This is a genomic window from Microbulbifer sp., from assembly GCF_051659245.1.
Taxonomy (GTDB): Bacteria; Pseudomonadota; Gammaproteobacteria; order Pseudomonadales; family Cellvibrionaceae; genus Microbulbifer.
On sequence record NZ_JBOFOC010000064.1, the window covers coordinates 1 to 11,159 of the forward strand.

Genomic DNA, 11,159 nt, shown 5'->3' on the forward strand with positions numbered 1-11,159 from the left:
CCGCCGCTCCTACAATTCTCTATCGCTCAATTTTTGTGCGAACTGACCGAAGCTCACATTTTTTTCCCGCTGTCATTGGGCTGGCCCGGCCCGCCCTCTATAATCCGCAAAACTCAAAACAAACCAGCTTTATGACTTCTACGGAAACCAGCGAGTCCATTCCCATTGCCGTACTGGGCGGTGGCAGCTTCGGCACCGCGATCGCCAATATTGTCGCCGGCAATGGCCACGATACCCGCCAGTGGATGCGCGACCCGGAGCGCGCCGCGCGCTGCCGCGAACTGCGTGAAAACCAGTACTACCTGCCGGGAGTGCCGCTGCACCCGGAACTTCAGATCACCAGCGACCTGGAACAGGCGGTGCGCGGCTGCCGGATAGTGTTCGTGGCCATCCCCAGTAAATCCTTTCGCGAAGTGGTGCACTCGGTGGCGCCGTTGCTCGCCGCCGGTACCATGCTGATCTCCACCACCAAGGGGGTGGAGCACGGCAACTTCCACCTGATGAGCGATATCCTGCGGGAGGAGACCAGCGACATGCGCGTGGGGGTGCTCAGCGGGCCCAACTTCGCCAAGGAAGTTGTCGAAGGGCATTACACCGCCACGGTGATTGCCAGCGAAGATGAAGCGCTGTGCGCCAGTATCCAGAAGGTGTTGCACTCGGAGACCTTCCGCATCTACTCCAGCAGCGATGTCTTCGGGGTCGAACTGGCTGGAGCGCTGAAAAACATCTACGCCATCGTCACCGGCATGGCCGCAGCACTGGAGCGCGGGCAGAACACCATCAGCCTGCTGATCACCCGCGCACTGGCGGAGATGATGCGCTTTGCCGAGGCCGTGGGCGCGGATCCCATGACATTTATTGGCCTCGCCGGCGTGGGCGACCTGATCCTGACGTGTTCCTCGGATCTCAGCCGCAACTACCGGGTGGGCTACCTGGTGGGCAAGGGGCGCGCGTTGGAGGAGGCGGTGGCGGAAATCGGCCAGGTGGCGGAAGGGGTCAACACCGTGCGCCTGATTAAACGCAAGGCGGACGAAATGGGCGTGTATATGCCCTTGGTTTCTGCGATTCACGCCATATTATTTGAAGAGCGCCCGATTCCGGAGGTAATTCGCGATTTGATGTCGGGTGAGCAAACTTTCGACGTGGCGTATTCAGCCAAATCCTGAAGGCAAAACCCTAACGGTGACCCACCCATGAAGAATGAAGAACTGAAACAAAACCTGACCTCCGGCAACCAGTGGCTGCGCCTGCTGTACATGGTGCTCTTCGCGATACTGTTGGAAATCGCCGGCATTGTGATGCTCGCGGTGGTAGTGCTGCAATTCCTGTTTTCGATCATTACCGGCGGCGCCAATGACAACCTGCGCCGTCTCGGCGACCAGATCGCGTCCTATATCTACCAGACGCTGCAGTTTCTGATTTACAACACCGAGGAAAAACCTTTCCCCTTCTCCGAATGGCCGGAGTCCGATGTGGAGGACCTGTCCGGCTACGAGAGCGCCGAGGAAGTTGAGGCGGAGGTGGTCCCCGAACACGGGAAGGAAGAAGAGGAAGTCATAGAACTGGGTTCCGAGGAAACTGCGGAAACCGAAAAAGGCGGTGGCAAGGAGTAACATCTCCGAACCGACCCGAGGAAAATCTGTGCAACTGCTGATCTTGCGCCACGGTGAAGCCGAGCCCATGACGGCGGCGGATGAATCCCGCCAGCTGACCGAACGCGGCCGCGCCCAGGTGTCCCGGATCTGCGAGTTGCGCGCAGAGGAGCTGGAACAGGTGCGCGCCATCTGGGCCAGCCCTTTTGTGCGCACCCAGCAGACCGCGGAAATTGTCGCTGAGTCGCTGGGACTGCCGGTGATTACCGAGCCACTGTTGATCGGCGGCATCCCGCCCCAGCGGGTTATCGATGCCCTGGGCCAGGCGAAAAGTTTTCCCCTGCTGTTGGTGAGCCACCAGCCGCTGGTGGGCAGGCTGGTCAACGGCCTCTGTGGCAGCGACGATGCCCACTTCCTGGGTACCGCCAGCCTGGCCTGCCTGCAGGCGGAGGTGTGGGCCGCGGGCTGCGCCGAGTTGGAGTGGCTGCAACACGCTGAATAAATGCGGAATGCGGAATTGGAAGCGCCGCCGGGAACGCGGAGCTCCGGCTCCGCAACGGGCCGCGGGTCCGCTAGTTCAATAGACCACCACTTCTGATTCCCCAGGTCATTGCAGGCAATCCCTGATACCGGCAACATCGGCCGCCAGTCTTTCCGGATGTTGCCGCTCATGAACCCAATCCCCCGCGAAATAAATCTCGAATTCGACGGCAAGACCATCGCCGCCCGCCGCTGGGGCAGCCCCGACGGCAAACCGGTGCTGGCCCTGCATGGTTGGCTGGACAACTGCGCCAGTTTTGACCGCCTGGCGCCGCTGCTGGAGGGGATCGATCTGGTGGCGGTGGATATGGCCGGCCACGGGCGCAGCTACCACCGCTCGCGGGATGCCAACTACAACATCTGGGAGGAGGTGGAGGATGTGCTGGGGATGGCCCACGCCCTGGGCTGGCGCAGGTTTTCCCTGCTGGCCCACTCCCGCGGCGCGGTGGCGGCGATGCTCACCGCCGGCACCTTCCCCGACCGGGTGGAGCGCCTGGCGCTGATCGACGGCCTGGTGCCGCCGCCGGCGGAGGATGCCGATGCCCCGGAGGTTCTCGCTAGGGCCATCGCCCAGCGGGCCCGCTACGGCGGGCGCAAACCGCGCCGTTTCGACAGCCTGGAGATCGCGGTGGAGGCTCGCCGCAACGGTCTCTTCCGCCTCTCCGGGGAGGCCGCCCGGGCCCTCACCGAACGTGGCACTTGCCCCCTGGACAGCGGGATGACCTGGAGCAGCGACCCGCGCCTGATGGCCACCTCCACCGCCAAACTCAACAACGCCCAGGTACAGGCTTTCCTGGACCGGGCCACCATGCCCATCCGCCTGGTGCTCGCCGAGGAGGGCATCGCCGATATGATCGAGCGCCTGCGGCCGGTGCTGGAACGTCGCGAAAATATCGAGGTGCGGGAAATGCCCGGCGGCCATCACCTGCACATGGAGGAGGGCGCCGAACCCATCGCCGAATGGTTCGGCCCCTTCCTGCGCGGCGAAGTCGATTGAACAACAGCAGGAGTTCCTCCCGGGAACGCCGAGCTCCAGCTCGGCAAGCGGGCCGTAGGCCCGCCAACGGACAGGTCTGGCTTCGTAGTTAAGGGCGGGGCGGCCCTGCTACCGGAAGCTCCTTGCGGGACACGGGCTGGGCGCCCCCCTTAAATACATCCCTGTACGCTCGTAATCGGCATCCCTGCCTCACAAATCTGCCGGAGCAGATTTGGACGCCGAAGGCGCCCGAAGGGTGAGCGCCAGGGATGGTGCGAATCATCCGGTCCCGCAAGGAGCTTCCGGTATCAGGGCCTTCGCATCAGGCTTCAGTATTCTTTCCCGAGTTCCGAGTTCCGAGTCCCGAGTCCCGAGTCCCGAGTCCCGAATCCCCATCCTAGAAAGGCAACCGCTTCGAATAGCACCCCGAATCCATCTCCCGCACCTCCACCGTCACCGCCGGCACCCCGTCGGCAAACTGGCACAGGCAGTTGAACACCGCGGAACTCACCGCTTCGCGCTCCTGCTCGTTGCGGCCCTCCAGCAGGCGCACCTCGGCGTGGACAAAGCAGCCGCCCTTTTCCCCGGCGATAAAGTGGCGGTAGGGCAGGGCGCGGGTCTTGATGGTGTGGGGGGCAAAGAGCCCGGTCTGGCTCAGGGCCTCCTGGACCGCGCTCACCAGCGCGCTGATGGAGACCTTGTCCTCCAGTTTGTGGGCGTACTCGATGACCAGATGGGGCATGGGTGTCTCTTCCCGGCTTCGGCTTCCCTGTAAAGCTTAGCGGAGTCGGGTGGGCAGTGTGATACCGGGGGGAGACAAGGTGCGCCTGTGCGCACCTTGGGGTTTGCCCGGGTTCAGCGGATCAGGGACAGGAACTCGTTGCGGGTGGCCTGGGAGGAGCGGAAGGTGCCCAGCATGGCGGAGGTCTTCATCACCGAATTCTGTTTCTCCACCCCGCGCATCATCATGCACATATGCTTGGCCTCGATAATGACGCCCACACCGGCGGCGCCGGTGACCCGCTGCAGGGTTTCGGCGATCTCCACCGTCAGCTGTTCCTGGATCTGCAGGCGCCGCGCGAACATATCCACGATACGCGCCACCTTGGACAGGCCCACCACCTTGCCGTCGGGGATATAGGCCACATGGGCTTTGCCAATAAACGGCAGCAGATGGTGCTCGCACAGGGAGTAGAGTTCGATATCCTTGACCAGCACCATCTCGCTGCAGTCGGAGGGGAAGAGGGCACCATTGACCACTTCGTCCACCGTCTGCCGGTAGCCGCGGGTCAGGTATTCCATGGCCTTGGCGGCGCGCGCCGGGGTATCCCGCAGACCCGGGCGTTGCGGGTCCTCGCCGATTGCTTCGATAATTCGCGCGTAGTGTTCGTTCATCTCGGTTGACTTGCGATATTGAAGGACGCGCTACCCTAAGCGTTTGTTACCCCTTAGTAAAGGATAGAGTTGATGATTGAAAAGCGTGAGGCCAGCGAGCTGTGTACGGTGCTGGACTATATCCGCTGGGGAACCAGCCGTTTCAACGAGGCCGGGCTCTGGTTCGGCCACGGCACCGACAACGCCTGGGACGAGGCCCTGTTGTTGGTGATGCACGCCCTGCACCTGCCTCTGGACAGCAAGCCGGAGGTGCTGCAGGCCCGCCTGACCACGGAGGAGCGGCGCGAAGTGATCGCGCTGCTGGAGCGGCGGGTCGACGAGCGGCTGCCGGCCCCCTACCTCACCCACGAGGCCTGGTTCTGCGATATCCCTTTCTACGTGGACGGCCGCGTGCTGGTGCCCCGCTCGCCGATCGGCGAGCTGATTCGCGGTGAATTCCAGCCCTGGCTGCAGGGGGAGCCGCTGGCGGTGCTGGATCTCTGTTGTGGCAGCGGCTGTATCGGTATCGCCAGCGCCATGGCCTTTCCCGAGGCGCGGGTGGACCTGAGCGATATTTCTGCCGAGGCCCTGGAAGTGGCGCAGATCAATATCAACCGCCACCATCTCAACCAGCGGGTGCGCACTGTGCAGTCGGACCTGTTCTCCGGTCTCGAGGGCTGCAGCTACGACCTGATCCTGTGCAATCCCCCCTATGTGGACGCCCGCGACCTGGCGGAGATGCCTGCGGAGTACCGTGCGGAACCGGAGATCGCCCTGGGCTCCGGCGACGACGGCCTCGACTTCACCCGCAGGCTACTGCGCGAGGCGGTGGACCACCTGCAGCCGGAGGGGCTGCTGGTGTGCGAGGTGGGCAACAGCTGGGAGACGCTGGAGGAGACCTTCCCGCAGGTGCCTTTTATGTGGCCGGAACTGGAGCAGGGCGGCCACGGGGTCTTTGTGATCCGCCGCGAGGAACTGCTGGCCTACCGGAAGTTTTTCAGCGACCGGTAATCGGCGTTCGCGGCAGCGGGTTGCGTTTCAATCCAATCACCCGCCGCCCGAATCCTCTATAATGCGCCGCTTTCCTCGGATATACCCGGGTTTCAGAGTTCAAATGGCTCAATGTGGCACAAAGCCGCCTCGAGCTTGAATTCCAGAACTAGATAAATCACTGATTGGCAGGCAGGGAATTTCACATTATGTCGGGCAACACTTTTGGCAAGCTGTTTTGCGTCACCACTTTCGGCGAGAGCCACGGCCCGGCGCTGGGCTGTATCGTGGACGGTTGCCCCCCCGGGCTGGAGATCAGCGAGGCGAATATCCAGCTGGAGCTGGACCGGCGCAAGCCCGGCACCTCCCGCTACACCACCCAGCGGCGCGAGGCGGATCAGGTGAAGATTCTCTCCGGTGTGTTCCAAGGCAAGACCACCGGCACACCCATCGGCCTGCTGATCGAAAACACCGACCAGCGCTCCAAGGACTACGCCAATATCGCCGAACAGGTGCGCCCGGCCCACGCGGACTACACCTACTGGCAGAAATACGGCCTGCGCGACTACCGCGGCGGCGGCCGTTCGTCGGCGCGGGAGACCGCCATGCGGGTGGCCGCCGGGGCCATTGCCAAGCAGTGGCTGCGCCAACAGTACGGTATAGAGGTGCGCGGTTACCTGTCGCAGTTGGGGCCCATCCGGGTGGAAAAGCTGGACTGGGACCAGGTGGGGCAGAACCCCTTTTTCTGCCCCGATGCCGACAAGGTTCCGGAGATGGAGGACTACATGCAGGCGCTGATCAAGGAGGGCAACTCCATCGGTGCGCGCATCTCGGTGCACGCCAGCGGCGTGCCCGCGGGCCTGGGCGAGCCCATCTTCGACCGCCTGGATGCGGACCTGGCCCACGCGCTGATGAGCATCAATGCGGTCAAGGGCGTGGAGATCGGTGCGGGCTTCGCCAGCGTGGAGCAAAAGGGCACGGAGCACCGCGACGAGATAACCCCTGAGGGATTCCTCTCCAACAATGCCGGCGGCGTGCTCGGCGGCATCTCCAGCGGCCAGGACATCGTCGCGCACATCGCCCTCAAACCCACTTCCAGTCTGCGCATTCCCGGGCGCAGCATCGATGTGCACGGCAATCCCATCGAGGTGGTCACCAAGGGCCGCCACGACCCCTGTGTGGGCATCCGCGCGACGCCCATCGCCGAGGCCATGATGGCTCTGGTGCTGGTGGACCACGCCCTGCGCCAGCGCGCGCAAAACGGCGATGTGCAGCCCGGTGTGGTGACCGTCACGGGGTAAATCGTGCGTTAAATTTCCGTGAATGGCAAAGCAAGGGGCAGTCAAAAGGACACTCTTGCGAGTCCCGAGTCCCGAGTCCCGAGTCCCGAGTCCCGAGTCCCGAGTCCCGAGTCCCGAGTCCCGAGTCCCGAGTCCTTACAGGTGGAGATTCAGCCCCAGGTAGGGTCCCTTGATCTCCAGGTCGCTCTGCAGGCTATCCAGCTCTTGCAGCTTGAGGCTCATCACCCGGTAACCCGCTTCCACCGCGAAGTCCGCGGCGGGCATAAAGTCCCAGCGCACTTTGGCAGTGAGGTCGGTGAGGGTGTCGCCCTTGTAGCCGGTGCCGTTGCCCTGGGCGATGATGGACCAGCCGGTAAACGGCAGGTCGAAGCGGGCCATGGCATAGGCCATGGGCAGTACGCCGGCCAGCTCGATATTTTCCGTCTGGCCTTCGCCAGTCACTTCCAGGGCACCGTCGTACCGGCGGGCGGTCAGGCCCAGGTCCAGGTTGACCCAGTTGTCGAGGATTTCGTAATAGAGGGTAGCGTCGGTGTGGGACAGGTCCATATTGGCGCTGATTTCGGTGTTGGCCGTGAAGGTCTCGTCATCAAAAGTGACGTCGCTCTCCAGCATGGCCGTACCATCGGTTTCCACACTGCTGTGGGCCACCAGGATATTGGGGATCAGCGGAACCGGGTGCTCCAGTGCGGCCTGGATGAAGGTGATGTTGTCTTCCGCCAGGGAAAACTCGTCGACGTCGAAGTCGTCCACACCGAGATTGCCACTGTAGCTGGGCTGCCAGACGCCGGCGCTGGCGTCGAAGCCGAGGATGGTATCGGCGCTGGCGGTGCCGCTGATCAGGGCTGTGCTCAAAATCAGGCTCTGGACAAGTGTTGTTCTTCTCATGGTTTCTCTCCGTTATTGGTCTGGGGGGAAGTGTACTATTTTTTTTCCGTCATGCGGCTATTCGCGCCAGCCTCCTCCGTTGAAGTGTGAGCTGCTGCAAAAAGCAGTTGCTGCAGGGCGCTGGCGGCGTTGCTGAGGGTGCGCGCTCGGTGACTGATAACCCCCAGGTTGCGCACTATGTGCAGTTTTTCCACCGGCAGTATCGCCAGGCTGTCGTCCACCAGGGTGCGCGGCAGGACGCTCCAGCCGAGGCCCACGCCGGCCATCATCTTGATGGTTTCCAGGAAGTTGGTGGCCAGCTTGGCGGTGAGTTTCAATCCCCGGTTGTCGAACTCGCGCTTGATCAGCCGCCCGGTGTAGGTGTTCAGGTCCGGTAGTATGGCCGGGTAGCGGGCCAGGTCGGGAAGATCCAGGGCCGGCATCTGCGCCAGGGGATGGTCCGGCGCGGCCACCACCACACAGGGGTCGGGCCAGATGACGTGGGCCTCCAGGCTGGGGTATTCCCTCAGCGCCAGGGTGACCACCGCCAGTTCGTACTCGCCGGCCATCAGCGCCTCGTAGGCCTGCTCGGAGTCCACGAAGTCGATGTCCAGTGCCACTTCGGGGTAGCGGGTGCTGAATTCCTTCAGCACTGGCGGCAGGTGGTGCAGGCCCACGTGGTGGCTGGTGGCGATACGCAGGCTGCCGCCCACTTCCGTTCCCAGGGCTCGCAGTTCCCGCTCCGCCTCGCTCACTTCGTTGAGGATATGCCGCGCCCGGGGCAGCAGTGCGCGCCCGGCGTCGGTGAGCTGCAGTTTGCGGCCGATGCGGTCGAACAGCGGTGTGCCCAACTGCTGTTCCAGGGCGGCCAGGCGCTTGCTGACAGCCGGTTGGGTAAGATGCAACTGCTCCGCGGCCTCGGAGACCGAGCCCTGTTCGGCGGTGGCCAGAAAGGCCTTCAGCCACTGGATTTCCATAGATTGGTGCCCTTGTTTGGGGGTGCCTGTAAGCAGGTTAGGTGGTGGCCCTGCCGCCGGGCCTTCTAAGCGGCGCGGTGGCGGCCCCGCTGCCGGTGGCCGTTCGCTTCACAGCCTCATCGGTCTGTTTATAAGCCGCAGGCGCTTTCCGCGAACGGCCCCCGGCATCGGGGCCTTCGCATTGAAGTTCGGTATTCTCTTCAAGTCCCGGGTCCCGAGCCCGAGTCCCGAAACCTACAAATGCGCTGAAGTTGGATTTCACCATCTATTCCATAAAGGACTTCACTATATAATAAACATAAATTGATGTTATCCAATGTTCGGCATTAGACTTACCCCAAATTCCGCATTCCGCATTCATCATTCCGCATTTCAAGAGGACACGGCCATGGCCGGGCAGACGCTCTACGACAAACTCTGGCAGGACCATCTGGTAAAGAGCCGCGATGATGGCACTGCGCTGATCTATATCGACCGCCACCTGATCCACGAGGTCACCTCGCCCCAGGCGTTTGAAGGTCTGCGCCTGGCCGGGCGCAAGCCCTGGCGCACCGACTCGGTGGTCGCGACCCCGGACCACAATGTGCCCTCGGACGCGGCGGAGCGAGCCGCGGGCCTGGACGGAATCCGCGATGAGATCGCCCGTCTGCAGGTGGAGACCCTGGACGAGAACTGCCGGGATTTCGGTGTGGTGCAGTTCGGTATCAACGAGCCGGGGCAGGGCATTGTGCATGTGATCGGTCCGGAGACCGGCGCCACCCTGCCGGGTATGACGGTGGTGTGCGGCGATTCCCACACTTCCACCCACGGTGCGCTGGGGGCGCTGGCCCACGGTATCGGCACCTCCGAGGTGGAGCATGTGATGGCCACCCAGTGCCTGATCCAGAAGAAAATGAAGAACATGCTGGTGCGCGTGGACGGCGAACTGGGCCCGGGCGTCACCGCGAAAGACGTGGTGCTGGCGATTATCGGCGAGATCGGTACCGCCGGGGGCACCGGCTATGCGATCGAATTCGGCGGCTCGGCAATCCGCAAGCTGTCGATGGAGGGCCGCATGACCGTGTGCAACATGGCCATCGAGGCGGGCGCGCGCGCCGGTATGGTAGCGGTGGATCAGGTCACCATCGACTATGTGAAGGGTAAGCCCTATGCGCCGAAAGGTGAGCAGTGGGATAAAGCGGTGGAGGCCTGGAGCCGGTTGCATTCCGATGACGATGCGGTCTTCGATGCAGTGGTGGAGCTGGCCGCGGAGGCAATCGAGCCGCAGGTGAGCTGGGGCACTTCTCCGGAAATGGTGGCCCCGATCAATGCGCTGGTGCCGGACCCCGCGGGCGAGGCGGATGCCACCCGGCGCGCCGGTATTCAGCGCGCGCTGGAATATATGGGCCTGAACGCGGGGCAGAAAATCACCGACATAGAGCTGGACCGGGTGTTTATCGGCTCCTGCACCAACTCCCGTATCGAGGACCTGCGTGCGGCGGCGACGGTGGCAAAGGGCCGCAGGAAGGCCGACAGCGTCAAACAGGTACTGGTGGTTCCCGGTTCCCAGGCGGTAAAAGCCCAGGCGGAAAAAGAGGGCCTGGACAAGGTGTTTATCGAGGCTGGCTTCGAGTGGCGCGAGCCCTCCTGTTCCATGTGCCTGGCGATGAACGCGGACAAGCTGGGCGCGGGCGAGCACTGCGCCTCCACTTCCAACCGCAATTTCGAGGGGCGCCAGGGCTACGGCGGCCGCACCCATCTGGTGAGCCCGGCCATGGCGGCGGCCGCGGCGATCGCCGGCCACTTTGTCGATGTGCGCGAAATGCAAAAGGAGGCCGTCCAATGAAGGCTTTTACCCAACACACCGGCTTGGTGGCGCCGATGGACCGCGCCAATGTGGATACCGACCTGATTATTCCCAAGCAGTTTCTGAAATCCATCAAGCGCACCGGCTTCGGCCCCAACCTGTTCGACGAGCTGCGCTACCTGGATGAGGGCCAGCCGGGACAGGATTGCTCCAATCGGCCGCTGAACCGGGAGTTCCCGCTGAACTTCCCGCGCTACGAGGGCGCCTCGGTGCTGCTGGCGCGCAAGAATTTCGGCTGTGGTTCCAGCCGGGAACACGCGCCCTGGGCGTTGGACGACTACGGCTTCCGCGCGGTGATTGCGCCGAGTTTTGCCGATATCTTTTTCAACAACTGTTTCAAGAACGGCCTGCTGCCGATCGTGCTGGACGAAGCCGTGGTGGATCAGTTGTTTGAGGAAATGTATGCGCAGGAAGGCTATGAGCTGACCATCGATCTGGAAAAGCAGCAGGTGGTGAAGCCGAACGGCGACACCATCGCTTTTGAAGTGGACGGCTTCCGCAGGCACTGCCTGCTGAACGGCCTCGACGATATCGGCCTCACCCTGGAGGACGCGGATGCGATCCGTGCCTACGAAGACAAGCGCCGCGAGCGGGCGCCGTGGCTGTTTGACGCCGTCAAATAAATTTTCTCGGCCTGTGGCGGTGGATGCGCTGACGCTTATCCACCCTACATTACTCCGGATAAACAAATGAACATCT

General features: G+C 63.0%; 12 protein-coding genes. 8 read left to right on the plus strand and 4 right to left on the minus strand.

What is annotated here, in order from left to right:
* Nucleotides 1-131: 131 nt before the first annotated feature.
* From ACRC0P_RS06350 to ACRC0P_RS06365, 4 genes are all read left to right on the plus strand, one after another.
* Nucleotides 132-1,166, plus strand: a complete 1,035-nt coding sequence (locus ACRC0P_RS06350; RefSeq protein ID WP_438629036.1) for an NAD(P)H-dependent glycerol-3-phosphate dehydrogenase — start codon at nt 132-134, stop codon at nt 1,164-1,166.
* 27 nt (nt 1,167-1,193) lie between these two features.
* The gene (locus ACRC0P_RS06355) at nt 1,194-1,613 is read left to right on the plus strand and encodes a DUF4389 domain-containing protein (RefSeq protein ID WP_438629038.1); all 420 of its coding nucleotides are present in this window, start codon (nt 1,194-1,196) and stop codon (nt 1,611-1,613) included.
* A 28-nt stretch (nt 1,614-1,641) separates the two neighbouring features.
* Nucleotides 1,642-2,094, plus strand: a complete 453-nt coding sequence (sixA, locus tag ACRC0P_RS06360) for a phosphohistidine phosphatase SixA (RefSeq protein ID WP_438629040.1) — start codon at nt 1,642-1,644, stop codon at nt 2,092-2,094.
* Nucleotides 2,095-2,262: 168 nt separating this feature from the next.
* Nucleotides 2,263-3,129, plus strand: coding sequence for an alpha/beta fold hydrolase (locus ACRC0P_RS06365; RefSeq protein ID WP_438629042.1), 867 nt, complete (start codon nt 2,263-2,265; stop codon nt 3,127-3,129).
* Nucleotides 3,130-3,505: 376 nt separating this feature from the next.
* On the opposite strand, the gene ACRC0P_RS06370 is transcribed toward ACRC0P_RS06365, so the two are convergent.
* Nucleotides 3,506-3,850, minus strand: a complete 345-nt coding sequence (locus ACRC0P_RS06370) for a 5-carboxymethyl-2-hydroxymuconate Delta-isomerase (protein WP_438629044.1) — start codon at nt 3,848-3,850, stop codon at nt 3,506-3,508.
* A gap of 113 nt (nt 3,851-3,963) precedes the next feature.
* The gene (gene folE / locus ACRC0P_RS06375) at nt 3,964-4,503 is read right to left on the minus strand and encodes a GTP cyclohydrolase I FolE (protein WP_438629046.1); all 540 of its coding nucleotides are present in this window, start codon (nt 4,501-4,503) and stop codon (nt 3,964-3,966) included.
* A gap of 72 nt (nt 4,504-4,575) precedes the next feature.
* On the opposite strand from folE, the gene prmB reads away from it, so the two are divergent.
* A complete protein-coding gene (gene prmB, locus ACRC0P_RS06380) occupies nt 4,576-5,493 on the plus strand; it encodes a 50S ribosomal protein L3 N(5)-glutamine methyltransferase (protein WP_438629048.1) in 918 nt (305 codons plus the stop codon).
* 188 nt (nt 5,494-5,681) lie between these two features.
* A complete protein-coding gene (gene aroC, locus ACRC0P_RS06385; protein ID WP_438629050.1) occupies nt 5,682-6,773 on the plus strand; it encodes a chorismate synthase in 1,092 nt (363 codons plus the stop codon).
* A 135-nt stretch (nt 6,774-6,908) separates the two neighbouring features.
* Here aroC and ACRC0P_RS06390 read toward each other — a convergent pair whose 3' ends face one another.
* Nucleotides 6,909-7,658 (minus strand): TIGR04219 family outer membrane beta-barrel protein, encoded by a 750-nt coding sequence (locus ACRC0P_RS06390; protein ID WP_438629052.1) that lies wholly within the window; start codon nt 7,656-7,658, stop codon nt 6,909-6,911.
* Between the two features lie 35 nt (nt 7,659-7,693).
* Entirely contained in the window at nt 7,694-8,614 is a 921-nt protein-coding gene (locus ACRC0P_RS06395) for a LysR family transcriptional regulator (RefSeq protein ID WP_438629054.1), read from the minus strand.
* 388 nt (nt 8,615-9,002) lie between these two features.
* Here ACRC0P_RS06395 and leuC point away from each other — a divergent pair, with 388 nt between their 5' ends.
* Together leuC and leuD are read left to right on the plus strand one after the other, a co-directional pair.
* Nucleotides 9,003-10,439: a 3-isopropylmalate dehydratase large subunit gene (leuC, locus tag ACRC0P_RS06400; protein WP_438629056.1), complete on the plus strand. Its 1,437-nt coding sequence runs from the start codon at nt 9,003-9,005 to the stop codon at nt 10,437-10,439.
* A complete protein-coding gene (leuD, locus tag ACRC0P_RS06405) occupies nt 10,436-11,083 on the plus strand; it encodes a 3-isopropylmalate dehydratase small subunit (RefSeq protein ID WP_438629058.1) in 648 nt (215 codons plus the stop codon). The genes leuC and leuD overlap by 4 nt, the downstream gene beginning before the upstream one ends.
* The last annotated feature ends 76 nt before the right edge of the window (nt 11,084-11,159 follow it).

What these genes read in the sequence shown, in the direction of transcription:
- ACRC0P_RS06350 (WP_438629036.1), top strand. Translation starts at nt 132, where the DNA reads ATGACTTCTACGGAAACCAGCGAGTCCATTCCCATTGCCGTACTGGGC.
- ACRC0P_RS06355 (WP_438629038.1), top strand. Translation starts at nt 1,194, where the DNA reads ATGAAGAATGAAGAACTGAAACAAAACCTGACCTCCGGCAACCAGTGG.
- ACRC0P_RS06365 (WP_438629042.1), top strand. Translation starts at nt 2,263, where the DNA reads ATGAACCCAATCCCCCGCGAAATAAATCTCGAATTCGACGGCAAGACC.
- ACRC0P_RS06370 (WP_438629044.1), bottom strand. Translation starts at nt 3,850, where the DNA reads ATGCCCCATCTGGTCATCGAGTACGCCCACAAACTGGAGGACAAGGTC.
- folE (WP_438629046.1), bottom strand. Translation starts at nt 4,503, where the DNA reads ATGAACGAACACTACGCGCGAATTATCGAAGCAATCGGCGAGGACCCG.
- prmB (WP_438629048.1), top strand. Translation starts at nt 4,576, where the DNA reads ATGATTGAAAAGCGTGAGGCCAGCGAGCTGTGTACGGTGCTGGACTAT.
- aroC (WP_438629050.1), top strand. Translation starts at nt 5,682, where the DNA reads ATGTCGGGCAACACTTTTGGCAAGCTGTTTTGCGTCACCACTTTCGGC.
- ACRC0P_RS06390 (WP_438629052.1), bottom strand. Translation starts at nt 7,658, where the DNA reads ATGAGAAGAACAACACTTGTCCAGAGCCTGATTTTGAGCACAGCCCTG.
- ACRC0P_RS06395 (WP_438629054.1), bottom strand. Translation starts at nt 8,614, where the DNA reads ATGGAAATCCAGTGGCTGAAGGCCTTTCTGGCCACCGCCGAACAGGGC.
- leuC (WP_438629056.1), top strand. Translation starts at nt 9,003, where the DNA reads ATGGCCGGGCAGACGCTCTACGACAAACTCTGGCAGGACCATCTGGTA.
- leuD (WP_438629058.1), top strand. Translation starts at nt 10,436, where the DNA reads ATGAAGGCTTTTACCCAACACACCGGCTTGGTGGCGCCGATGGACCGC.